Origin of the sequence: Mesorhizobium sp. M0088, assembly GCF_040322895.1 — a bacterium.
Taxonomy (GTDB): domain Bacteria; phylum Pseudomonadota; class Alphaproteobacteria; order Rhizobiales; family Rhizobiaceae; genus Mesorhizobium.
In genome coordinates, this window is record NZ_JAMYUI010000038.1 from 36534 (window position 1) to 58726 (window position 22193).

A 22193-nucleotide genomic window follows, 5' to 3' on the forward strand; every position below is an offset into this window, starting at 1 on the left:
CGGGTCGCGATGCACATCCTCACCACGACATCCGCCTCGCTCGACGACCTCGCCGAGCCGGTCGATCTGCGGCAGACGCCGGCGGATATCGTGGCGCTGTCCTTCACCGACAGCGACCTCGCCGGACTGGCGGCAGCCTGGAAGGCCGATGCCGGCCGCCTGCCCTCGATGCGGCTGGCCGCACTTCGTGACCTGCGCCATCCCATGTCCGTCGACCTCTGGATCGACAGCGTCGCCCGCCACGCCAAGATCATCCTCGTGCGCATCCTCGGCGGCTACGACTGGTGGCGCTACGGCTGCGACCAGCTCGCCTCGACCGCCCGCGAACGCGGCATAAAACTGGCGCTGCTGCCCGGCGAATGCCGCGACGAGGATTTGCGCCTGATCGAAGCCTCCACGCTGCCGCGCGAAGAGTTGGACGGCCTGCTCGACTATTTCCGCGAGGGCGGCCCGGCGAATATGAGCGCGCTGGTGCGGAGATTGGCGCGGCTGGCGGGGTCGGATGCGTCTTTCGTCGAACCGGTCGCCGTGCCCAAAGCTGGCTACTACGAACCCGGACGTGGCGTCGTCCCCCTCCCCCTCGAGGGGAGGGTCCGGCCGCAGGCCGGGGGTGGGGTCCTCTCCGAAGCGCGCCGACTCAAAGAAACGCCGCGTCCGGTCGTACCGACCCCACCCGGCCCTGCGGGCCACCCTCCCCTCGAGGGGGAGGGAAAGGTCGTGCCTATCCTGTTCTACCGCTCGATGCTGCTGGCCGCCGATGTCGCGCCGATCGACGCACTTTTTGAAGCTCTGCGACAGCGCGGCATCAACCCAGTCCCCATCTTCGTCTCCAGCCTCAAGGACCCGGCATCCCTGGCGTTCGTGGAAACAGCACTCGCCTCACTGAAACCCGCCGCCATCATCACCGCTACCGCTTTCGCGTCCGGTGCCGAACCCGGCAATGAGACCTTGTTCGACCGCGCCGGCGTGCCGGTCTTCCAGGTCATCGTCGCCACCACCCGCCGCGACATCTGGGAGAACAACCAGCGCGGCCTGGCGCCCGCCGACCTTGCCATGCATGTCGTGCTGCCCGAGCTCGACGGCCGCATCCTGGCCGGCGCCATTTCCTTCAAGGGCGAGAGCGAGATCGATCCAGCACTTGGCCACCGCGCTTTCGCCAACCGGCCGGAACCGGATCGCGTGGCGCAAGTGGCTGACCGCGTCGCGGCCTTTATCCGCCTGCAGGAGACGCCCCGCGCCGAGCGCAAGCTGGCGATCCTGATGCCGGATTATCCCAGCGCCCCCGGCCGCACCGGCTATGCCGTCGGCCTCGACGTGCCGTCCAGCGTGCTGGCCATTCTGCAGGACCTGCGGGATCAGGGCTACGGGGTTGAGGAGATTCCGGAGACGCCGCGTGAGTTGCTGGGGCTGCTGGGGTTAAGCGGCGATGGGCTGAGGCTGGACGATTATCTCGCTCTTTCGACAGAATTGCCGACGGGTGCGATTACAGCGGTAGAAGCCGCTTGGGGGACAGCAGAAGATGACTTAGGGCTGTGCGAGACCCCCTCGCGCGGAAGCTTCCCCTTCCGCGCCGCCACCTTCGGCAACATCACCATCGCCCTCGCCCCGGATCGCGGCCGCTCCGCCGACCGCCGGGCCGACTACCACGACCCGACTTTACCCCCACGCCGTGCGCTGATCGCCTTTGGCCTATGGCTGCGCAAGTCGCTCGGCGTCCACGCGCTGGTCCATGTCGGCGCCCATGGCACGCTGGAATGGCTGCCGGGCAAGACCGTTGCGCTTTCGGAGAACTGCTTTCCCGAGATCGTCACCGGCGCCTTGCCCGTCGTCTATCCCTTCATCGTCTCCAACCCAGGCGAAGCGGCGCAAGCCAAGCGCCGCATCGCCGCCGTCACCCTTGGCCATCTGCCACCGCCGCTGACCGGCGCCGGGCTCGACGAAAACCAACACAAGCTCGAGCGGCTGGTCGATGAATACGCCCAGGCCGACGGGCTCGACCGCCGCCGCCGAGATCGTCTGGCGAAGCTGATCGTCGACACCGCGCAAAAGACCGGTTTCGCCTCCGAAGCCGGCGTCGCCACGACCGACGCACCCGACGAAGCGCTGCGCCGCATCGACGCTTGGCTCTGCGACCTCAAGGATTTCGCCATCAAGGACGGGCTGCATATCTATGGCCGCGCGCCCGACGACGAGCCCGACGCCCTGCGCCGCCAAAGTGCCGAATGCGAGAAGACAGCGCTGTTCGCCGCGCTTGATGGCCGCCATGTCAAGGCCGGCCCAGCCGGCGCGCCCGCGCGGGGTCGCTCGGACGTTCTGCCCACCGGCCGCAACCTGTTCACCTCGGACCCACGCACCATGCCGACGCCGACCGCCTATGATCTGGGCAAGGCAGCGGCGGAGGAGGTGGTGCGCGGCTACATGCAATCGCATGGCGACTGGCCGCGCTCGCTGGTCATCGACCTGTGGGGCTCGGCATCACTGCGCACCGGCGGCGAGGAGATCGCGCAAGGATTGGCTCTGATGGGCTGCCGGCCGCAATGGGATTCGGCGACCGGCCGCATCACCGGCATCGAAGTGCTGCCGCCGGCCACGCTCGGCCGGCCGCGCGTCGATGTCACCTGGCGCATATCAGGCCTGTTCCGCGACATGTTCCCGACCCAGATCGCGCTGATCGATGCCGCCGCCAACGCAGTTGCCGCCCGCGACGAGGAGGACTCGGAAAACCCGCTCGCGGCCAAAACCCGCGCTGACGGCAAGATCAGCCCGCGCATCTTCGGCACCTCGCCCGGCACATACGGCGCCGGCATCGAGGATCTGCTGTCGAGTGGGGACTGGGCAGCACGCGAAGAAATCGGCCGCGCCTATCTCGACGCCACATCGCACGCCTATGGCGGCGCAGAAGGCGAAGGCATCTCGGCGCCCGGCGCCTTCGAAACCCGCATCGCCGAGGCCGATCTTCTCGTCCACACCGGCGACGACCCCGGCCGCGACATCCTCGAAGGCTCCGCCGACGTCGCCTTCATCGGCGGCTTTTCCGCAGCACTTGCGGCGCTCGGCAGGAATGCCGACGTCATCGTGCTCGACACCACGGACCCGCAAAAGCCGAGGCCACGCTCGCTCAGTGAGGCCGTATCGCGGGTGGTGCGCGCCCGCGCCGTCAATCCTCGCTTCATATCGGGACAGATGCGTCACGGCCCGCGTGGCGCCTCCGAATTTGCCGAAACCGTCGACCGGCTGGTCGGCTTCGCCGAAACCACGCATGCCATTTCGGGCACGCTGATCGAGGCAGTGCACGATGCCTATCTCGGCGATCCCATGGTCCGCGCCTTCATCCTGCGCGAGAACCCCGCCGCTGCCAAAGTCATCGCCGAGCGCTTCCTGTCGGCGCGACGACGTGGCCTCTGGCATCCCCTGCGCAACTCCGTCGATGACGATCTCACAGCCCTGATTGCCGAGGCCGAAGCGCTTGGGGTGGCGGCATGAACGCCTTCTCGCGTCGCGGCGCCTGTCCGGCTTTGTCCGCGCCGATGCAAACCGGCGACGGCCTGCTGGTGCGGCTCAACCCGGTTTCTGGAGGCCCGTCTTCTGGAGGCCCGTCTTCTGGAGGATTGTCGCCGAAGCTTTTGATTGGACTCTGCGAATCCGCTTTGCGGCATGGCAACGGCATCATGGAAGTCACCGCGCGCGGCAGCCTCCAGATACGCGGGCTGACCACGGACAGCGCGGCGCGGCTGGCGGCGGAGGTCGATGCGCTTGATATCGCAGTACGCACCGGCGTGCCGGTCGAGACCGGCCCGCTGGCCGGCATCGACCCGCAGGAGATTGCCGATCCCCGGCCACTGGCTGAACGGATCAGGGCTGCAATCGAAGAAGCTAGGCTTGCGCAACGGTTGGGGCCGAAGGTTTCGGTGATTGTCGATGGCGGTGGGCAACTTGGGCTGGATTCGGTGACGGCCGATGTTCGGCTTGCTGCAGTGCGGGTCGATGCAGGAGTTCGGTGGCGGGTGTCTGTCGCGGGTGATGGGTGGAATGGGAGGCCACTTGTCACTGCCGATGAAGGCTCGGCGTGCGACATCACCGTCGCGGCCCTAAGAATGGTTGCCGAAAAAGGCCGCGAGGCTCATGCGAGGGATTTGACTGAGAGGCAGTTGGTGTCTCTGGCGGGTTGGCTATGCTCGACAAGTTTGCGCGAGGCGCCCCCCTCTGTCCTGCCAGACATCTCCCCCTCAAGGGGGGAGATTACGCTGCCACCGATGGTTTCGCCAATCGCCGGTGTTGGTAAGGAAAAGCCGGCGCCTAAGCTGCCGATCTCCCCCCCTGAGGGGGAGATGTCCGGCAGGACAGAGGGGGGCGCCTCGCGTAAACCTATCGGCCTTTTCCCCTTAGCCGGCGACGCCACCGCCCTCGGCATTGCCCTCCCCTACGGCAGCATGCCGGCCGACAAGCTAATCGCTCTCGCCCAACACGCCCTCGCCCTCGGCACCTCAGAAATCCGCCTAGCCCCCGGCCGCGCCCTGCTCTTCCTCGGTCAGCCACCGGCAGCCAACCACCCCCTCCAACACACCGCCACCGCCCTCGGCTTCGTCACCGCCCCCACCGACCCGCGCACGCGCATAGCCGCTTGCCCCGGCACGCCGGCCTGCGCCTCCGGCCGCATCGCCACGCGCGACATTGCCGAGACGATTGCCACTGAAAACGCCGACATCCTCGACTTCACCCTGCACATTTCCGGCTGCGCCAAGGGTTGCGCCCACCCCGGCCCGGCGGCGCTGACGATCGTCGGCGGCGAAAACGGAGCCGGACTTGTCGTGAACGCGACGGCAAAGGCTCTTCCTGCCGGCTACAGGCCGGGCTATGACGCCGCGCGCGGCATCGGCCGCGTCGCGGCAATGATCCGCAGCACACGATATCAAGGCGAAACCGCCGCCGCTTGCCTGGCAAGGCTCGGGCCGGCCGGTATTGCCGAGGCTTACCGACAGGCCCAAACTGAAAAACGGAAATGAGCATGGCCGCCTACGACTACATCCATGACGGCACGGCGATCTACGAGCGCTCCTTCGCCATTATCCGCGCCGAGGCCGATCTGTCGCGCTTCTCCGAGGCCGAGGCCGATGTCGCCATCCGCATGATCCATGCCTGCGGCCAGGTCGAATCTTCAAGTCATTTTGTGTTCTCCACGGATTTGGTTGCCGCTGCCCGCACCGCTTTGGCGGCGGGCGCGCCAATTTTCTGCGACGCGGAAATGGTCTCGCATGGCGTCACCCGCGCCAGGCTGCCGGCCGGCAACGAGGTGATCTGCACCTTGCGCGATCCGCGCACGCACGACATTGCCAAGGAAATCGGCAACACCCGTTCGGCCGCCGCGATCGATTTGTGGGGCGAGCGCATGGCGGGCTCGGTGGTTGCCATCGGCAATGCACCGACCGCGCTGTTCTATCTATTGGAAAAACTGCGCGACGGCGCGCCGAAGCCTGCGGCCATCATCGGCATGCCGGTCGGCTTCGTCGGTGCTGCCGAATCGAAGGACGCGCTGGCCGAGAATTCCTACGGCGTTCCCTATGCCATCGTGCGTGGCCGTCTCGGCGGCAGCGCCATGACCGCCGCAGCGCTCAATTCATTGGCGAGGCCGGGCCTGTGAACGCGCTTCCCAAAGGCCGTCTCGTCGGCGTCGGCACCGGTCCCGGCGACCCCGAACTACTGACCCTGAAAGCCGCGCGGGCCTTGGCGGAAGCCGATGTCGTGGCCTATTTCGCCAAGCGCGGCAACAACAGCAATGCGCGCGCCATCGTCGAAGCGCAGTTCCGGCCTGAAATGACGGAATTGCCGCTGCTCTATCCCGTCACCACCGAAATCGACAAGGATCACGACGACTACCGCTCGCAGATCACGGCTTTCTACGAGGAGTCGGCCGAGAAGGTCGCCGAGCACCTCCAGGCAGGCAGGATGGTTGCGGTGCTGTCCGAGGGCGACCCGCTTTTCTACGGCTCCTACATGCATCTGCATGTGCGCCTCGCCCATCGCTTCCCCACCGAAGTCATTCCCGGCGTAACCGCCATGTCCGGCTGCTGGTCGCAGACTGGTATCCCGATCGTCCAGGGCGATGACGTGCTGACCGTGCTGCCCGGCACGATGAGCGAGTTCGAGCTGACGCGCCGGCTGGCTGACACCGATGCCGCCGTCATCATGAAGGTCGGCCGTAACCTGCCAAAGATCAGGCGGGCGCTGGAGGCTACGGCCAAGCTGTCGCGCGCCGTCTATGTCGAGCGCGGCACCATGGCCGGCAGCGTGTCGATGAAGCTGGCCGACAAGCCGGACGACAAGGCGCCCTATTTCGCCATCGTGCTGGTCGCCGGCTGGTCCGGCCGCCCCGGCGCCGTGGGAGCGCAGGCATGAGCGGCCGTCTCACTGTCATCGGCCTTGGGCCCGGCAATGCCGATCAAGTCACTCCGGAAGCCAGCCGCGCCGTCGCCGAGGCGAAATTCTTTTACGGCTACAAACCGTATCTCGACCGGCTGGAATTGCGCCCGGAACAGACCCGCGTCGCTTCCGACAATCGCGAGGAACTCGCCCGCTCCAAGGACGCACTGATCAAAGCCGCCGAGGGCCACGACGTCGCGGTGGTTTCCGGTGGCGATCCCGGCGTGTTCGCCATGGCGGCGGCCGTCTGCGAGGCGATCGAGGCCGGCCCGGCCGAATGGCGCGCGGTCGATGTCGCTGTGGTGCCCGGCATCACCGCCATGCTGGCGGTCGCCGCCCGCATCGGCGCGCCGCTCGGCCATGATTTCTGCGCCATCTCGCTGTCCGACAATCTGAAGCCATGGGAGCTGATCGAACTGCGCCTGCTGGCGGCAGCCGGCGCCGGCTTCGTCATCGCGCTCTATAACCCGATCAGCAAGGCGCGCCCCTGGCAGCTCGGCCGCGCCTTCGAGTGCCTCACCGCGATCCTGCCCGGCACCACACCGGTGATTTTCGGCCGCGCCGCCGGCCGCCCGGATGAGCGCATCGAGGTCTACCTGCTGGCCGATGTCGAGGCTGAAAAAGCCGATATGGCGACCTGCATCATCATCGGCTCACCGGAAACCAGGATCATCAAGCGCGCGGAGAAGCCGGCGCTGGTCTACACACCGCGCTCGTCCACGGGGCGGACAAAATGATCGACCATCATGGTCAGCGCTTCAACGCTTTCAGCCGCTGGAACATCCGGCAAGACTGGCCGTTGGATCATGACCACCTCGAGGCCAAGCGCCCGCGCCGCGGCGATCTTGCCATAAGTCGCTTCGCCGCCGCTGTTCTTGGACACGACGACATCGATGCGTTGCTTTTCGAGCAGCGCGCGTTCCTCCGCCTCACGAAACGGGCCACGGGCCAGAAGATAGCTCGCATCCGGCACGGCAAGCTTGGGCTCGATCGCGTCGACGCTGCGGACGAGATAATGATGCTGGGGCGCAGCTTCGAAAGCAGCGACCTCTTGCCGGCCCAGCGCCAGGAAAACACGGCGCGGCGCCAGTCCAAGCGCTCGCGCGGCATCGCCGGATGTAATGACCTCAGTCCAGCGGTCGCCTTCGACAGGCTCCCAGCCGGGGCGTCGCAGCGCAAGGATCGGCACACCGGCCACGCGGGCGGCTTGCGCCGCATTGGCGGAAATCTGCGCCGCATAGGGGTGCGTCGCGTCGATCAGCAGGTCGATAGGCTCTTTCCGCAAATAATCGGCCAATCCATCGGCACCGCCAAAGCCCCCCGTTCGCACCGGCACGCCTTGCGCGACCGGGCTTTCAGTGCGGCCAGCCAGCGACAGCGTGATCGAGGCGCGCGCCGCCAGTTTTCCGGCCAGTTGCCGGGCTTCGGTGGTGCCGCCGAGGATCAGAATACGGTGGATCATCATGCCTGCTGAAGGTCCGCGCGGTGCCAAGCTCACCCCAAAATGGCTCACAATCGTCGGCATCGGCGAGGACGGTTTAGCGGGTCTCGGCGACGAGGCCAAGCAGCGGATTGCCGAGGCGGAGATCATCTTCGGCGGCAAGCGGCACCTGGCGCTGGTCGCTTCCTTCGCCAAGGGCGAGCCGCACCCGTGGCCGGTTCCTTTCGATGCCGAGATGGCTGACGTGCTGGCGCTTGCCGACAGGCGCGTCTGCGTGCTCGCTTCAGGCGATCCGTTCTTCCACGGCGTCGGCGCCACCCTCGCGCGCAAGGTCAAGCAACAGGAGATGCATGTCATCCCCGCACCGTCGGCCGTTTCGCTGGCGGCCGCGCGCCTTGGCTGGGCGCTGCAGGACATCGAGACCGTCTCGCTGCACGGCCGGCCGCTCGACCTGATCCGGCCGCTGCTGCAGCCACGCGCGCGCATTTTGGCACTGACCTCGGATGCCGAAGCCCCCGCTGCAATAGCGCGCCTGCTCACCGAACTCGACTTCGGCGCATCGCGGCTGACGATCCTGGAGGCGTTGGGTGGGCCAAGCGAGGACCACCGCACGATCCGCGCCGATGCCTTCGATCTCGAAAACATCAATCCACTCAACGTTCTGGCGGTCGAAGTTGAATCCGGTCCGGACGCGCGCGTCCTGCCGCTCACATCAGGCCTTGCCGATCATCTGTTCGACCATGACGGCCAGATCACCAAGCGCGAAGTCCGCGCCATCACACTGTCGGCGCTGGCGCCGCGGCGCGGCGAATTGCTGTGGGACATCGGCGCCGGTTCCGGTTCCATCGGCATCGAATGGATGCTGGCCCACCCTTCCATGCGCACCATTGCCATCGAGGCCGATCCGATCCGCGCCGCCCGCATTGGCCGCAACGCGGCCGTCTGCGGCGTTCCCGGCCTTGTCGTGGTGGAAGGCAGCGCCCCCAAGGCACTTGCCAGGCTGGACACGCCGGACGCGATCTTCATCGGCGGCGGCGGCAGCGATGCCGGCGTCTTGAACGCCGCCATCAAGTCCCTGCGCCCCGGTGGCCGCCTCGTCGCCAATGCGGTGACGCTGGAGATGGAAACCTTGCTTCTCGCCCGCCATGTCTCGCTTGGCGGCGATCTCACCCGCATCGCCATCTCTCGCGCATCGCCGGTCGGCGCGATGCAGGCCTGGCGGCCGGCCATGCCAGTGACCCAATGGAGCTGGGTGAAGCCATGATGGTCGCGGGCATCGGCAGCCGAAAAGGCGTGAGCGTCGAAGACGTGCTTGCCGCGATCGAAACCGCGCTGGAGACTCATGGCCTGACGATGACGGCGCTTTCGGCACTGGCGACTGCCGAGTTCAAGAAGGATGAAGAAGCGATCGCCGCCGCTGGCCGCGTGCTGAGTCTTCCGGTCATCGTCGTCGATGACGCCACGCTTCAGGCCGCCTCGTCGGACACGCTCAGCCATTCCGACCTCTCGCAGGATGTTGCCGGAACCCCATCGGTTTCCGAGGCATCCGCCCTTGCCGTCGTCGGCAAAGGCGCCAGACTGCTTGGCCCGCGCACGGTGCTCGGCCCGGTCACCTGCGCCATCGCCATCAGCGGAGATGCGCCATGACCGTCCATTTCATCGGCGCCGGTCCCGGTGCCGCCGACCTCATCACGCTGCGCGGCGCGAGGCTGCTGGCAAGCTGCCCGGTCTGCCTGCATGCCGGCTCGATCGTCGCGCCCGAATTGCTGCAGCACTGCGCGCCGGGAACAAAGCTGATCGACACCGCGCCGATGTCGCTCGACGAGATCGAGGCCGAGTATGTCGCGGCCCACAAATCGGGCCATGATGTCGCCCGCCTGCATTCCGGCGACCTGTCGGTGTGGAGCGCCGTCGCCGAGCAGATCCGCCGGCTGGAAAAGCATGGCATTCCCTACACGCTGACGCCGGGCGTCCCCTCCTTCGCCGCTGCCGCCGCCGCATTGCGCCGCGAACTGACCATTCCTGAAGTCGCGCAAAGCCTGGTGCTGACCCGCATCTCCGGACGCGCATCAAAAATGCCGCCCGGCGAAACGCTGGCCGGCTTCGGCCGCACCGGCGCCACGCTGGCCATTCATCTGGCCATCCACGCCATCGACCGCGTCGTTGCCGAGCTGACGCCGCATTATGGCGGGGATTGCCCGGTGGCGGTCGTCTTCCGCGCCTCCTGGCCGGACGAGCGTGTGCTGACCGGTACGCTGGCGACCATCGAGGCGCTGCTCGCCGCCGATCCGATGGAGCGCACGGCGATCATCTTCGTCGGCCGCTCGCTGGCAGCCGAAGGCTTTGGCGAGAGTTCATTGTACGACGCCCACTACCAGCGGCGTTTTCGCGGACGGGACGGATTGTGAGCGGCAGCAACAAAAACACCGGCGAAAACGCTACGCTCGAAAAAGCCTTGTCCCGGCTGAACTTCAAGCCGCGCCGGCTGGAGCCTGGCCATGTCTGGCTGGCCGGCGCCGGCCCCGGCGACCCCGGTTGCCTGACGCTCGAAGTGCTGGCGGCTTTGGCCGAGGCGGATGCGCTGGTCTACGACGCGCTGGTCTCATCCGATGTCGTCGCCGTCGCCGAAAATGCCGAGCTTTTCTTTGCTGGCAAGCGCGGCGGCAAACCGTCGATGAAACAGGATGACATCACCGCCCTTTTGGTGCGGCTGGCGCGCGACGGCCGCCGCGTCGTCAGGCTGAAGGGCGGCGATCCCTATATTTTCGGCCGCGGCGGCGAAGAAGCCCTGGCGCTGGCGCATGAAAACATCCCGTTCCGCGTGCTGCCAGGCCTGACCTCGGGGCTCAGCGCTCTGGCCGCGACCGGCATCCCGGCCACCATGCGCGGCATCAACAAGGCGGTGATCCTGGCCACCGGCCACGCCGCCGGCACCGATGACGATCTCGATTGGGCGGCAATCGCCCGCACCGGCCAGCCTGTCGTCGTCTATATGGGCATGGCCAACCTGCCTTTGATCGCGGCGGCACTGCTCGACGGCGGGCTGGCGCCGTCGACACCGGCGGCAGTGATCGTCGCCGCAACGACGCCGCAGGAACGAACCGTCGTCGCAACGCTCGCCACCATTGCCGAGGAAGCCGCGGCCGCCGGTCTCGCCTCGCCGGCGCTGATCGTCGTTGGCGGCATCGTTGCCATGCGCGCGGCACTGGCGGGACAAGCATGACGGCCCGCGCCATCATCATCGGCGCGCCGCGCTCCGGCTCCGGCAAGACCAGCGTCACCATCGGCATTTTACGCGCGCTCACCCGGCGTGGGCTGAAGGTGCGAGGCGCCAAATCCGGCCCCGACTATATCGACCCCGGCTTCCACACCGCCGCCACGGGACTGTCCGGCGTCAATCTGGACAGCTGGGCGATGCCGCCATCGCTGCTCAACGCACTCGCCGCGCAAGCCGCCGACGACACCGATTTCGTCATCCTCGAAAGCGCCATGGGCCTGTTCGACGGCATTCCGGCCTCGCCCGGCCGCACCGGTTCGGCGGCCGACCTGGCGCGGCTCTATGGCCTGCCGGTGCTGCTGGTGCTCGACGTCTCCGGCCAGTCGACCACCGCGGCCGCCGTCGCCAAGGGCTTTGCCACCTACGATCCGGATGTACGCATGGCCGGTGTAGTGCTCAACCGGTTGGGCAGCGAGCGGCACCGCCGGCTGTCGGGCGACGCCATCGAGGCGATCGGCCTGCCGGTCGTCGGCGCCATCCTGCGCGATCCCACGCTGAACCTGCCCGAACGCCATCTCGGCCTCGTCCAGGCCGGCGAATATGACGACCTGATGGCGCATCTCGACCGGCTGGCCGACATGGCGGAGAAATCGCTCGACCTCGATGCGATCATGGCCCTGGCGACACCCTTCACCCCGACGTCTGGCGGCTTCACCGACGCACTGGCGCCGCCCGGCCAGCGGATCGCACTGGCCGAGGATGCCGCCTTCACCTTCCTCTATCCGCATGTCGCCGCCTACTGGCGCAAGGCCGGCGCCGAAATCGTCCCGTTCTCGCCGCTCGCCGACGAAGCGCCCGACGAGACCTGCGATGTCTGCTGGCTGCCGGGCGGCTATCCCGAGCTTCACGCCGGCCAGCTCGCCGCCGCCGCGACTTTCCGCGCCGGAATGACCCGTTTCGCCGCGACGAAGCCCATCCACGGCGAGTGCGGTGGCTTCATGGTGCTGGGCGAAGCGCTGGAGGACGCGTCGGGCGAAACGCATGCGATGCTCGGCCTGCTCGGCCATTCCACCAGCTTCGCCAAACGCAAGATGAACCTCGGCTATCGCGAGGCGCGGCTGCGCGCCGATTGCCCGCTGGGCTCGGCTGGGGCGCTGATTCGCGGCCACGAATTCCACTATGCGCAGATGACGGCCACCGGCAATGACGAGCCGCTCGCCGACCTTGCCGATGGCCAGGGCAATCCGATAGGCGCCTCGGGCTACCGGCGCGGCCATGCCAGCGGCACCTTCTTCCATGCCATTGCGAGGGGCTAGAGCATGAAGTTCAGGAACCTGGCTCTTTCCCCACGGCAGGTCGTCGACGACACCGCGCTTTGCCTGGTCTTCTTCACCCGTCTGCCGCTGCCCGTCTTCGATTTTCGCGGCCGCAGCCTTGCCGCCGCGATCTGGGCAGCCCCCATTGCCGGACTTGTCGTCGGCCTTATCGGCGCCATCGTCTTTGCCACCGCTGAACGGTTCGGCCTGGCCATGGGGCCGGCGGCGGCCCTTGCTCTCGTGGCAACCGTGCTCACCACCGGCTGCCTGCATGAGGACGGGCTATCCGACGTCGCCGACGGCTTTGGCGGCGGCAAATCGCGCGGCCGCAAACTCGAGATCATGCGCGACAGCCGCATCGGTACATATGGTGCCGCGGCGCTGGGCCTGTCGCTGCTGATCCGCTGGAGCGCGCTGTCGGAGTTCGTCGATCCCACTCAGGCCCTCTTCGCCCTCATAGCCGCACATGCGGCCTCGCGCGGCCTGCTTGGCGCCTTCATGCATCTCTTGCCTCCAGCGCGCGTCGACGGCCTCTCGGCCGATGCCGGCACCGTCTCGCAGGAAACCGCCGTGGCCGGCGCCGTGCTCGGCGCGATCCCGCTGCTCCTGCTTGGACTGGGCGGAGCCATCTTCGCGCTGATCCTGCTTGGCCTGCTGTTTGCCGCTTTCCGCGCCCTTTGCCTCAACCAGATCGATGGCCAGACCGGCGACACGATCGGGGCCTTGCAGCAAGCGAGCGAGATCGCGGTGCTGCTCGTCGCTTCCGTAGCGCTTTCCTGATCCCTTGGCCTGATTCTCTTGGCCTGATTCCTTTTCGGAGACTTTGCCCCCATGCCCTTCAAATCCCTTAGTGAATTGCGCGCCGCCTGCCTCGACCTGACGGCCGGCAGCGATGCCGCGGCCAATGCGGTCGCCCGCCGCCAGGATACGCTGACCAAGCCGCAAGGCAGCCTTGGCCGGCTGGAGACCATCGCTGCCTGGCTGGCGCGCTGGCAGGGCCGCGACATGCCGAAACTCGACCGCGTAAAAGTCTTCGTCTTCGTCGGCAACCACGGCGTCACCGCCCAAGGCGTGTCAGCCTATCCCTCGGAAGTCACCGTGCAGATGGTGGCGAACTTCGCCGGCGGCGGTGCCGCCATCAACCAGCTTGCCCGCATGGCCGGCGCCGAACTCGACGTCATCCCGCTCGATCTCGACCATCCGACCGGCGACTTCACACAAGGGCCGGCAATGGACGAAGCGGCCTTTCTGGCGGCGGTCTCGGCCGGCTATGATGCGGTGACGAAGGATCTCGACCTGATCTGCTTCGGCGAAATGGGCATCGGCAACACAACGCCGGCGGCTGCCATCTCAGCAGCCCTGTTCGGCGGCGGCGCGGAAAAATGGACCGGGCGCGGCACCGGTGTCGACGACGCCGGCCTCAAGCGCAAGGTGGTTGCCATCGAGGCCGGCCTGAAGCGCCATGCCGCCGCCCTTGCCGATCCCCTTGCTATCGCTGCCGCACTCGGCGGCCGCGAACTCGCCGCCATCTTCGGTGCCACGCTTGCCGCCCGTCATCTCGGCATACCCGTACTGCTCGACGGCTTCGTCTGCACCGCAGCCGCGGCCCCGTTGGCAAAGCTGCACCCGACCGGCCTCGCCCACACGATTGCCGCGCACGTTTCGGCCGAATCGGGCCACCGCGGCCTGCTCGAAGCCCTCGGCCTGCCGCCCCTGCTCGATCTCGGCATGCGGCTCGGCGAAGGCTCCGGCGCTTGCCTCGCCGTCAACATCGTCCGTTCGGCGCTGGAGTGCCATGCCCGCATGGCGAGCTTTGCCGAGGCGGGGGTCTCGGAGAAGTAGTTATCCATTCCCCGTATCGGCCGTCGTCGTCACGACGAAAGAAGCATCTTCCGGCAACGGCGATTCTCAAATAGATTTTGCGGATGAAAAAACTTCATCCCGTCGCAGCTGCGGTGTTTATCGCCGGGGCGGTCGCTGTTGTGTTCCGTCACAGCAGCTATTCAAGTCATGGCCCGATCGACACCGGCATTTTCGTTGTCTTCTTGGTCTTCTTCTGGTGGCTCATCAGCGATTTCTCCGGGGGAAAAGACGGAATTGGCGCCAGCGATGCTGCAGCCGGGGAAAAGAGCCATGCTTTTCGATTCGGCCGGTTTCTGAGCCGCATTTTCCAACGCGGCTGAATCGCCACGAGATCCGGATAGCGCGGTTAAAGAATCACAGTCAGACAGCCTGCCCGAGACGCGCCAAACGCGTCTCGCTTTCAGGGTCTTTCCACCAACTCTTCTAGGAATTTGGTGGGTGCGCACAGGATTGAACTGTGGACCCGCTGATTAAGAGTCAGCTGCTCTACCAACTGAGCTACGCACCCACTCGGCCGGCAAAAACCGGCGTTGGCGGGCATATAGCCGCCACCACCGGTCCTGTCCAGCCCTGCCGGAATCATTTCCCGACAAATCGACCGAGCATGCGTTCGATCAGATGAACAGCTTGCCCTCCGCCACCTTGATCGCGTTGCCGCCAATGCGCGCCGAGGCCAGTTTTCCGCCTTGCACGGTCAGTTCGAGGCGGATGCGCGAAGGCCGGCCCATCTCCAGCCCCTGCTCGATCCACAGCTGCGAAATGCCGTCGGTCGGCGCGTCGAAATGCATGATGGCGCCGGCAAAGGCCGCAGCCGCCGAGCCGGTCGCCGGATCCTCGTAGGAAGGCGTGCCGGGCACGATCATGCGCACATGGAAGGCGCTTTCGTGGTTCACCGTCTCGCGGCAGTAGACATAGGGGCTGGCGAAGGCCCACTCGCTCTTGCGCGGCGCCAGTTCCGACCAGGCCTGGTTGTCCAGCCTGATCCGGCCCGCCGCTTCGAGATTGGCAACCGGGATGGTGACGTAGGGCACCCCCGCCGACCAGAACGCGACGCGGTGATTCTCGAAGCCGATCTCGTGCGGCGTCAACCCAAGGGCGGCACCGATCGCCTCCGGATGGGCCTCGAGCTTCAGCGGCTCCGGCAGCTTGGCCAGGTCGAACTCGGCAAAAGTGTTGCCGTCATGCTTGCTGACGGCGCACCGCACCGGGCCGATGTTTTCCTCCAGCACGAAGATGCCGGCGCCGCCCTCCTCAGCCAGTTCGGCCAGCGCGATCGCGGCGCCAACGGTCGGATGGCCGGCGAACGGCATTTCATAGTCGGGGGTGAAGATGCGGATGCGGTTTTTGTGCTTGGGATTGTCCGGCGGCAGCACGAAAACCGATTCCGACAGATTGAACTCACGCGCGATGGCCTGCATCGCCGCCGTGTCCAATCCCTTGCTGTCCAGCACGACGGCCAAGGGATTGCCGGCCAGTCGCTCGGTCGTAAACACATCGTAGAGCAAGTAATTCCGGGTTTTCATTCCTGCCTCAATCCCAACATGGGCGAAATTTAATTTGATATTTGAACCAGTAAGCCTGATCTGTGCACAGATAGGGACATTGCGCATTATAGGGGTCCAGCGTGGACCAGATTGTCAATCTGCCAAAGACGGAATCGGATTCCGCCATCGAGACGGCGCTCGGGCTCGACAAAACGGGTCGGCGCAATTCGCGCCGGCGCGGCTGGATCTATGCGCTGCTGGCGCTGATCGTGGTCGTCGCCGGGCTTGGCGTCTATCAGTGGTATGCCGGCTCGCCGGCCAGGATCGACTACACCACCGTGCCTGCCGCCAAGGCCGACCTCACCGTCGCGGTATCGGCAACCGGCACGCTGCAGCCCCTGACCCAGGTCGACATTTCAAGCGAACTGTCCGGCATCATCCGCTCGGTCTCGGCCGAGGAGAACCAGCAGGTCAAGAAGGGTGACGTGCTGGCGACCCTCGACACGGTGAAACTCGAAGTCCAGATCGAGCGCGCCGAAGCTTCGGCCAAGGCCGCCGCCGCCAATGTCGAGGACGCCACGGTTACGCTGGCCGAAAACGAGAAGGCGCTTGTACGCGCCGCGGAACTGACCAGGCGCGGCATGGCGACCGACCAATCGCTTGAAGCAGCAACCGCCACGCGCGACCGTTCCAAGGCAGCGCTGGACAGCGCGCAGGCCAACCTCGCCATCGCCCAGGCCGACCTCAAGGCGCAGCAGACCGACCTTGCCAAGAGCACCATCTATGCGCCGATCGACGGCATCGTGCTGACGCGCTCGGTCGATCCCGGCCAGACGGTCGCCTCTTCGCTGCAGGCGCCGGTGCTGTTCATCATCGCCGCCGATCTCAGGAACATGGAACTGGTGGCGGCCGTCGACGAGGCCGACATCGGCGCGGTCAAGTCAGGCCAGCATGCCCGCTTCACCGTGGATGCGTTCCCCGAGCGGCCGTTCGATGCCGAGATCCGCGACATCTCCTATGCCTCGGTCACCACCGACGGCGTCGTCACCTACAATGCGCGGCTCGAGGTCGACAACAACGAGCTGTTGCTGCGGCCCGGCATGACCGCCACCGTTTCGGTCGTCACAAAACAGGCCAAGGGCGTGCTCACCGTACCCGCCACCGCCTTCCGCTATCGCCCGGCGCAGCAGGCCGCCCGCGGCTGGAGCCTGAGCGACCTGTTCACCGGCCGCATGGGGCGCCCCGGCGGCAATCGCCAGCGCCAGGCCGCCACAGTGCCCACCGACGGCTCGCGCATACTCTACGTGCTGGAGAACGGGCGTCCGCACCCGGTCAATGTCAAGATCGGCTCCACCGACGGCGAACTGACCGAGATCATCTCTGGCCTGGATGAAGGCGCACAAATCATCACCGCGTCGCAGCAGCGGAGCTGATGCCGTGGCTGCGGGCGCGACCCTCATCACCTTCGACAAGGTCTGGAAGAGCTACGGCCAGGGCGAGGCCAAGGTGCATGCGCTGGCCGGCGTCGATCTAGCGATCCGGCGTGGCGAATTCGTCGCCATCATGGGTCCATCCGGCTCCGGCAAGTCGACGGCGATGAACATCATCGGCTGCCTCGACACGCCGACGGCCGGAACCTATTCCTTCATGGGCATCGACGCCGGCCGGCTCGACCGCAACCGCCGCGCCATGCTGCGCAACCTTTATGTCGGCTTCGTCTTCCAGGGCTACAATCTGCTGGCCCGCACCACGGCAGCCGAAAATGTCGAACTGCCGCTGATCTATCGCGGTGTTGCCGCGCGCGAGCGCCGAGACCTTGCCATGCAGGCGCTGGCGGAGATCGGCCTTGTCGGCCGCGAGCACCACACGCCGGCCGAGCTGTCCGGCGGCCAGCAGCAGCGCGTGGCGATCGCGCGCGCCATCGTCACCCGCCCGACACTCCTCGTCGCCGACGAGCCGACCGGCAATCTCGACACCGCCCGCACGCACGAGATCATGGAGCTTCTCACCCGGCTCAACACCGAGCTTGGCCTGACCATCGCCATGGTCACGCATGAGGCCGACGTCGCCGACTATGCCGAACGCACCATCCGCTTCCTCGACGGCCATGTCGCTTCGGATTCCAGGAAGCTGGAGATCGCACAGCCATGATCTGGGAAACCGTCCGCCTCTCGCTGCGCTCGATCCGCCGCAATGTGCTGCGCTCGTTCCTGACGCTGCTCGGCATCGTCATCGGCGTTGCCGCCGTCATCGCCATGCTGACCATCGGCTCGGGCACCACAGCAAAGGTCAAGGCCGACATCTCCAAGCTCGGCAGCAATCTGCTGGTCGTCCGCTCCGGCCGCCCGGCCGGCCCCGGCGGACCGGGCGGGCTCGACCAGGTGGTGCGTCCGCTGGCCGAGAAGGACCTGGCGGCGCTGGTGGCGCATCTCAGCGGCGCGCGCGCGATTTCGCCTGCCTCGCAAAAGCAGGTGCGTGTCATCTTCGGCACCGAGAGCCTGACCTCGGGCGTCACCGGCACCGACAGCGCCTATCTCGATGCGCGCGACTGGAAGCTGGTGTCGGGCCGTCCGTTCAGCGATTCCGAAACCCGCTCGGGCACAGGCGTGTGCCTGATCGGCGAGACCGTGCGCCAGCAGTTCTTCGGCGCCGGCGATCCCGAGGGCGAGATCATCCGCGTCAACCGCACCTCCTGCAAGATCATCGGCCTGCTCGAGCCCAAGGGCTATACCGGCTTCGGCCAGGACCAGGACAATGTCGTGCTGATGCCGCTGCATGCCTACCAGCGCCGCATCGCCGGCAACCGCGACATCGACAACATCTACATCGCCGCCGACGACCGCACGCCGACCAGCGAGTTGCAGCCGCGCGTCGAGGACATCTTGCGCGACGCGCGCCGCATCACACCCGACCGCGAGAGCGATTTCGCCATCCGCGACATGACCCAGATCGCCGACGCCATGGCCAGCGCCACAACCACCATGACCGGCATGCTGGGCGCGGTGGCCGGCGTCAGCCTGCTGGTCGGCGGCATCGGCATCATGAACATCATGCTGGTGTCGGTCACCGAACGCACCCGCGAGATCGGCATCAGGCTCGCCATCGGCGCGCATGAAAAGCACATCCTCATCCAGTTCCTGGTCGAAGCGACGGTGCTGTCGCTGCTTGGCGGCATTATCGGCATCCTGATCGGGCTGGCGCTGGCCGGCCTCGCCGCGGTGACGCTGACCATCCCGTTCGCGCCGAGCCCGGCGGTGATCCTGCTCGCCGTCGGTTTTTCCGCCCTGATCGGCATGGTGTTCGGCTTCTTCCCGGCGCTGCGCGGCGCCAGGCTCGATCCGATCGACGCGCTAAGGCACGAATAGGGCAACCCGGTCGGAAATGCGGCCAGCGCTCCAACCGGTTTTGCACAGTCTTCGGTGTTTCCACCCTGCCCGCCACTGTCGCCGCACCGTTCGCGATGCTAGGGCAATTCACCCTGGGCGGAGGAATAGCGGATGAGCAAGAAGGCGCGACTGGTCCTGGCGATGGTGATCATCGAGGCAGGTCTTGCAGGCATCTGGTGGTATCTCGCCCGCTTCGGCATGGCCAATCCCGATCGCGTCACCGCTGACTTCCAGGCAGTCGTCGGCCAGACCATGGGAATGGCGATGGGCGGCTTGCTCGGCATCGGCTTCATCCTGTTCCTCGTCGCCGCCCGCAACGATCGCAACGCGGCGCAGAACAAGACGCGCCCTTAATTCCCGTTTGCGAAATGCCACTCGATCAGCGGCTTCATGTGCGGCGAGAGCCCATCCGGCAGGTCGGCGGCATGGCGGATGATCACCGGTCCCTCGATCTCCGGCTCGGTCTCGGTGGCGACGAAGGCTGAGATGCGCCTGGCGATCTCGTCGGCAGGCGCCGCCGCGTGGTAGCGGCGAAAGATCACCGTGCCGCTGCTGGTCGACATGGCATGGTAGCGCTTGCCGCGTTCAACACCTGACAGGTCGAGCCCGGTTTCCTCGCGCACCTCACGCATCATGTTGAAATCGACATCGACCAGCCCATCGCGAAAATCGACCGGCTCGAACGAGCCGGCTGCGAAATAGACGCGGCCGGCGTTGACGGTGCGAGGACCCATGCGGATCGCCACCAGCGCATTGTCGCCGGCCACCAGCATGGCATGGGCATAGGCATGCTCGGCGCCCGAATTCTCGCGCCGCTTCCGCCACAGCATGAACGTCGAGTAGTTGACCGCATGGCAGCGGCCGATGAGACGGCTGTCGCGGTAGGCGAGTTGTGACAGCAGCACCACCATGCCGTCGAACAGCGCCGGATTGGCGGCGATTTCGTGCTGCCAGTTCTCGGCGATCGCCTCTGCATTGTCCCTTGCGAAAGGGTGCGGACCGGGATCGAGCCGGACGTCGATGTCGTCGACCGCCAGGATGACGTTGCGCGGCAGGTCGAAACTCATGCGTCAGGTCATGTCCAGCGTGATCGCCACTGGGCAATGGTCCGATGCCTTCGGTCGGTCCCAGCCGGCGCGCGGAAACCGCTCGACCTCCTGACCGGGCGGAAAAATGGTGCGCCAGGGCTGGCCGTTGCGGATGATGTCGGGAACGGCCGTTGCGTTGCTGGCGGCGAGCCCCTTCGACAACAGGATGTAGTCGAGCTGGCACAGATGCCGCTCTTCGGGTCCTCGCGTGTGGTAGAAGCTCCAGCGGTTCATCTCCGGCCGCCTCTCGACGACATTTTCGCAAAAGCCGCCTGCCGTCAGCACGTTGATGCAGGACAGGGCTTCGTCGACCACCTCGAAGCGATAGCCGTCGATCGCATCGCCGGCCACCTTCACGCGCTGGCGATAATCATTCATGTCGCCGCAGATCGCCCAGCTCTTGTCGGCGGCATAGTCCTTGCCGAAGCGCTCCTCGATGATGCGGCGCACGGCCTGCGCTTCGGCGATGCGCACCGGCATCGTCGCCTCGCGCCCGTCGAGCCCGTTGCGCGGCGAGCCCATCGACTTGAAATGCACGAGATAGAGCGTCAGCGGCACGCCGCCCACGGTGATGTCGATCTCCAGGCAGTCGCGCCGGAAAATGCGCTCATTGGCCTGATTGCCCAGTGCCTCGAGTTCCGGCGTGTGCAGCCCGAACTGCTCGTAGGTGACATAGGCATGGCTGGTCATGCGCACGAATTCGATCGGCTGGCCCTGCGCGGTCTCGTTGCGCATCATCACGGCAACGTCGATGCCGCGCGAATCATTGCCCGATGTGGTGTATTTCTGCCGGTAGCCCTGCCCCACCATCTTGAACAAATAGCCGTATTCGAAGGCCTTCAGCGCTTCGATGTTGTCGACCTCCTGCATGCAGATGATGTCGGCGCGGGTGGCAGCGATCGCCAGCGCCGTCAGTTGGCGCGTGTCGTCGGACTGGGCGATGGCGCGGGCCTGCTCCAGGATCCTGTATTCCGCCTCGCTCTGGATATCGAACAGCGCCAGTGTTCGATCCTCGTTGAGCTGGTTGCGATAGCCGGAAAAATCGAACCTGTTCATCAGGTTCTCGACATTGAAGGTGGCAAGGCGCAGCGACATGCCATGACCTTTGCCCGCAAGTACCGCGGAAAACAAGCTCGCAGGACCACCATCTGAGATCGATTGGTCCTGGACGTGTTCGCGTCATGGTTGACGGAACCTTTCCGTTCATCCGCCGTTCAGATGCAAACATCCATTGTTGCCCCATTCCTCGGGTGGGCGCGGGGCCTGTAACTCTTGGAGAGTGCAATGAATTCGCTCTTTTCTTCCACGGTCAAATCGGGGCTGATAGCCCTCGGTATCCTTTCCGGCGTCACGGCACCGTCCGCCGCCGGACCGATCATGCAGCCGGATCTGTCGATACCCACCAGCACGGCGGCGCCGAATGTCACGCCTGTCCGCGACAGCTGGGCGGGCGGCAACAACCGTCAGTTCAACAATGATTGGAGATGGCGCCGGTCGGGCAACTGGAACGGCGGCCGTCGACACTGGCAGGGCGGCGGCGGTCACTGGAATGGCGGCGACAACTGGCGTTGGCGCCATGGTCGCCATCACTATCGCGGCGGCCGTTATTACGATGATGGCGCGAGTGCCGCGATCCTGGGCCTTGGCCTGGGGCTCGGCCTCGGCAGCATGTACAACAATTACGACTACTACGATCGGCCGGCGCCGCGCCGCTACTACCGCGCGGGACGGCTTTCGAGCGCCCATGTCCAATGGTGCTACAACCGCTACCGGTCGTACCGGGCCTACGACAACACCTTCCAGCCCTACAACGGCCCGCGCCAGCAGTGCTACTCACCCTATTGAGCTGACCTGTAGCTGAGCTGACCGACAGAATGAAAAACGGCGCCACTTGGCGCTAATGCAGTTCACTTAGGCACCTTCAGTGTTCTGACAGGATATTTGGCTGGTAGCTTTTTGACGACACGGGGGCATGATCGCC

At 66.2% G+C, this 22193-nt stretch carries 22 protein-coding genes and 1 tRNA gene; 18 read left to right on the forward strand and 5 right to left on the reverse strand.

The annotated features are described in order from the left end of the window. The first annotated feature begins 9 nt into the window (after positions 1–9). Genes cobN through NKJ67_RS32640 form a run of 5 tightly spaced genes read left to right on the forward strand, consistent with a single transcriptional unit; the run spans position 10 to position 7154 of the window. Entirely contained in the window at positions 10–3483 is a 3474-nt protein-coding gene (cobN, locus tag NKJ67_RS32620; RefSeq protein WP_352585429.1) for a cobaltochelatase subunit CobN, read from the forward strand. Then, positions 3480–5003 (forward strand): precorrin-3B synthase, encoded by a 1524-nt coding sequence (cobG, locus tag NKJ67_RS32625; RefSeq protein ID WP_352585431.1) that lies wholly within the window; start codon positions 3480–3482, stop codon positions 5001–5003. Before cobN ends, cobG begins: the two co-directional genes overlap by 4 nt. Positions 5004–5005: 2 nt before the next feature. Continuing rightward, positions 5006–5638 (forward strand): precorrin-8X methylmutase, encoded by a 633-nt coding sequence (locus NKJ67_RS32630; RefSeq protein WP_352585433.1) that lies wholly within the window; start codon positions 5006–5008, stop codon positions 5636–5638. Next, positions 5635–6393, forward strand: coding sequence for a precorrin-2 C(20)-methyltransferase (locus tag NKJ67_RS32635; RefSeq protein ID WP_127381165.1), 759 nt, complete (start codon positions 5635–5637; stop codon positions 6391–6393). The genes NKJ67_RS32630 and NKJ67_RS32635 overlap by 4 nt, the downstream gene beginning before the upstream one ends. Next, complete coding sequence (locus NKJ67_RS32640) at positions 6390–7154, forward strand: precorrin-3B C(17)-methyltransferase (RefSeq protein ID WP_127271898.1); 765 nt, start codon at positions 6390–6392, stop codon at positions 7152–7154. Before NKJ67_RS32635 ends, NKJ67_RS32640 begins: the two co-directional genes overlap by 4 nt. Here the strand turns inward: NKJ67_RS32640 and NKJ67_RS32645 are convergent. Then, positions 7118–7879, reverse strand: a complete 762-nt coding sequence (locus NKJ67_RS32645; RefSeq protein WP_352585435.1) for a cobalt-precorrin-6A reductase — start codon at positions 7877–7879, stop codon at positions 7118–7120. The genes NKJ67_RS32640 and NKJ67_RS32645 overlap by 37 nt on opposite strands. 1 nt (position 7880) lies before the next feature. Here NKJ67_RS32645 and cbiE point away from each other — a divergent pair, with 1 nt between their 5' ends. The 8 genes from cbiE (at position 7881) to NKJ67_RS32685 (ending at position 14574) form a co-directional block, all read left to right on the forward strand. After that, positions 7881–9122, forward strand: coding sequence for a precorrin-6y C5,15-methyltransferase (decarboxylating) subunit CbiE (cbiE, locus tag NKJ67_RS32650; protein ID WP_352585437.1), 1242 nt, complete (start codon positions 7881–7883; stop codon positions 9120–9122). Then, on the forward strand, positions 9119–9505 hold the full coding sequence (locus NKJ67_RS32655; protein WP_256747683.1) for a cobalamin biosynthesis protein: 387 nt from the start codon (positions 9119–9121) through the stop codon (positions 9503–9505). Before cbiE ends, NKJ67_RS32655 begins: the two co-directional genes overlap by 4 nt. After that, entirely contained in the window at positions 9502–10266 is a 765-nt protein-coding gene (cobM, locus tag NKJ67_RS32660; RefSeq protein ID WP_127381161.1) for a precorrin-4 C(11)-methyltransferase, read from the forward strand. Before NKJ67_RS32655 ends, cobM begins: the two co-directional genes overlap by 4 nt. After that, entirely contained in the window at positions 10263–11081 is an 819-nt protein-coding gene (gene cobA / locus NKJ67_RS32665; protein ID WP_352585440.1) for a uroporphyrinogen-III C-methyltransferase, read from the forward strand. Before cobM ends, cobA begins: the two co-directional genes overlap by 4 nt. Beyond that, positions 11078–12391 (forward strand): cobyrinic acid a,c-diamide synthase CobB, encoded by a 1314-nt coding sequence (locus NKJ67_RS32670; RefSeq protein ID WP_352585442.1) that lies wholly within the window; start codon positions 11078–11080, stop codon positions 12389–12391. The genes cobA and NKJ67_RS32670 overlap by 4 nt, the downstream gene beginning before the upstream one ends. A 3-nt stretch (positions 12392–12394) precedes the next feature. After that, positions 12395–13171: an adenosylcobinamide-GDP ribazoletransferase gene (cobS, locus tag NKJ67_RS32675; protein ID WP_352585444.1), complete on the forward strand. Its 777-nt coding sequence runs from the start codon at positions 12395–12397 to the stop codon at positions 13169–13171. A 51-nt stretch (positions 13172–13222) separates the two neighbouring features. Next, positions 13223–14233: a nicotinate-nucleotide--dimethylbenzimidazole phosphoribosyltransferase gene (gene cobT, locus NKJ67_RS32680; RefSeq protein ID WP_352585445.1), complete on the forward strand. Its 1011-nt coding sequence runs from the start codon at positions 13223–13225 to the stop codon at positions 14231–14233. An 83-nt stretch (positions 14234–14316) separates the two neighbouring features. Next, complete coding sequence (locus tag NKJ67_RS32685) at positions 14317–14574, forward strand: hypothetical protein (RefSeq protein WP_352585447.1); 258 nt, start codon at positions 14317–14319, stop codon at positions 14572–14574. 112 nt (positions 14575–14686) lie between these two features. On the opposite strand, the gene NKJ67_RS32690 is transcribed toward NKJ67_RS32685, so the two are convergent. Together NKJ67_RS32690 and NKJ67_RS32695 are read right to left on the reverse strand one after the other, a co-directional pair. Beyond that, a tRNA-Lys gene (locus NKJ67_RS32690) sits at positions 14687–14762 on the reverse strand. A 106-nt stretch (positions 14763–14868) separates the two neighbouring features. Beyond that, positions 14869–15777: a PhzF family phenazine biosynthesis protein gene (locus NKJ67_RS32695; RefSeq protein WP_127409114.1), complete on the reverse strand. Its 909-nt coding sequence runs from the start codon at positions 15775–15777 to the stop codon at positions 14869–14871. A 101-nt stretch (positions 15778–15878) separates the two neighbouring features. Here NKJ67_RS32695 and NKJ67_RS32700 point away from each other — a divergent pair, with 101 nt between their 5' ends. The 4 genes from NKJ67_RS32700 (at position 15879) to NKJ67_RS32715 (ending at position 19478) form a co-directional block, all read left to right on the forward strand. Further along, a complete protein-coding gene (locus tag NKJ67_RS32700; protein WP_352585449.1) occupies positions 15879–17171 on the forward strand; it encodes an efflux RND transporter periplasmic adaptor subunit in 1293 nt (430 codons plus the stop codon). A gap of 4 nt (positions 17172–17175) precedes the next feature. Beyond that, the gene (locus tag NKJ67_RS32705) at positions 17176–17889 is read left to right on the forward strand and encodes an ABC transporter ATP-binding protein (protein ID WP_352585451.1); all 714 of its coding nucleotides are present in this window, start codon (positions 17176–17178) and stop codon (positions 17887–17889) included. Beyond that, on the forward strand, positions 17886–19103 hold the full coding sequence (locus NKJ67_RS32710; RefSeq protein WP_023812410.1) for an ABC transporter permease: 1218 nt from the start codon (positions 17886–17888) through the stop codon (positions 19101–19103). The genes NKJ67_RS32705 and NKJ67_RS32710 overlap by 4 nt, the downstream gene beginning before the upstream one ends. A 132-nt stretch (positions 19104–19235) precedes the next feature. After that, positions 19236–19478 carry a hypothetical protein gene (locus NKJ67_RS32715; RefSeq protein ID WP_128289849.1) on the forward strand — a complete coding sequence of 81 codons (243 nt, stop codon included), beginning with the start codon at positions 19236–19238 and terminating at the stop codon, positions 19476–19478. Here the strand turns inward: NKJ67_RS32715 and NKJ67_RS32720 are convergent. Next, a complete protein-coding gene (locus NKJ67_RS32720) occupies positions 19475–20191 on the reverse strand; it encodes a hypothetical protein (protein ID WP_352585453.1) in 717 nt (238 codons plus the stop codon). The two genes, NKJ67_RS32715 and NKJ67_RS32720, sit on opposite strands and share 4 nt — an antisense overlap. Before the next feature lie 3 nt (positions 20192–20194). Continuing rightward, the gene (locus NKJ67_RS32725) at positions 20195–21307 is read right to left on the reverse strand and encodes an endonuclease/exonuclease/phosphatase family protein (RefSeq protein ID WP_127270700.1); all 1113 of its coding nucleotides are present in this window, start codon (positions 21305–21307) and stop codon (positions 20195–20197) included. 189 nt (positions 21308–21496) lie between these two features. Here NKJ67_RS32725 and NKJ67_RS32730 point away from each other — a divergent pair, with 189 nt between their 5' ends. Next, on the forward strand, positions 21497–22057 hold the full coding sequence (locus NKJ67_RS32730; RefSeq protein ID WP_127270702.1) for a BA14K family protein: 561 nt from the start codon (positions 21497–21499) through the stop codon (positions 22055–22057). The last annotated feature ends 136 nt before the right edge of the window (positions 22058–22193 follow it).

Excerpts from the sequence above, each read along its gene's own strand:
- NKJ67_RS32630 (WP_352585433.1), top strand. The coding sequence starts at position 5,006 with ATGGCCGCCTACGACTACATCCATGACGGCACGGCGATCTACGAGCGC.
- NKJ67_RS32640 (WP_127271898.1), top strand. The coding sequence starts at position 6,390 with ATGAGCGGCCGTCTCACTGTCATCGGCCTTGGGCCCGGCAATGCCGAT.
- NKJ67_RS32710 (WP_023812410.1), top strand. The coding sequence starts at position 17,886 with ATGATCTGGGAAACCGTCCGCCTCTCGCTGCGCTCGATCCGCCGCAAT.
- NKJ67_RS32720 (WP_352585453.1), bottom strand. The coding sequence starts at position 20,191 with ATGAGTTTCGACCTGCCGCGCAACGTCATCCTGGCGGTCGACGACATC.
- NKJ67_RS32645 (WP_352585435.1), bottom strand. The coding sequence starts at position 7,879 with ATGATCCACCGTATTCTGATCCTCGGCGGCACCACCGAAGCCCGGCAA.
- NKJ67_RS32655 (WP_256747683.1), top strand. The coding sequence starts at position 9,119 with ATGATGGTCGCGGGCATCGGCAGCCGAAAAGGCGTGAGCGTCGAAGAC.
- NKJ67_RS32670 (WP_352585442.1), top strand. The coding sequence starts at position 11,078 with ATGACGGCCCGCGCCATCATCATCGGCGCGCCGCGCTCCGGCTCCGGC.
- NKJ67_RS32730 (WP_127270702.1), top strand. The coding sequence starts at position 21,497 with ATGAATTCGCTCTTTTCTTCCACGGTCAAATCGGGGCTGATAGCCCTC.
- cobT (WP_352585445.1), top strand. The coding sequence starts at position 13,223 with ATGCCCTTCAAATCCCTTAGTGAATTGCGCGCCGCCTGCCTCGACCTG.
- NKJ67_RS32695 (WP_127409114.1), bottom strand. The coding sequence starts at position 15,777 with ATGAAAACCCGGAATTACTTGCTCTACGATGTGTTTACGACCGAGCGA.
- cobN (WP_352585429.1), top strand. The coding sequence starts at position 10 with ATGCACATCCTCACCACGACATCCGCCTCGCTCGACGACCTCGCCGAG.
- cobS (WP_352585444.1), top strand. The coding sequence starts at position 12,395 with ATGAAGTTCAGGAACCTGGCTCTTTCCCCACGGCAGGTCGTCGACGAC.
- cobM (WP_127381161.1), top strand. The coding sequence starts at position 9,502 with ATGACCGTCCATTTCATCGGCGCCGGTCCCGGTGCCGCCGACCTCATC.
- NKJ67_RS32715 (WP_128289849.1), top strand. The coding sequence starts at position 19,236 with ATGAGCAAGAAGGCGCGACTGGTCCTGGCGATGGTGATCATCGAGGCA.
- NKJ67_RS32685 (WP_352585447.1), top strand. The coding sequence starts at position 14,317 with ATGAAAAAACTTCATCCCGTCGCAGCTGCGGTGTTTATCGCCGGGGCG.
- NKJ67_RS32725 (WP_127270700.1), bottom strand. The coding sequence starts at position 21,307 with ATGTCGCTGCGCCTTGCCACCTTCAATGTCGAGAACCTGATGAACAGG.
- cobG (WP_352585431.1), top strand. The coding sequence starts at position 3,480 with ATGAACGCCTTCTCGCGTCGCGGCGCCTGTCCGGCTTTGTCCGCGCCG.
- cbiE (WP_352585437.1), top strand. The coding sequence starts at position 7,881 with ATGCCTGCTGAAGGTCCGCGCGGTGCCAAGCTCACCCCAAAATGGCTC.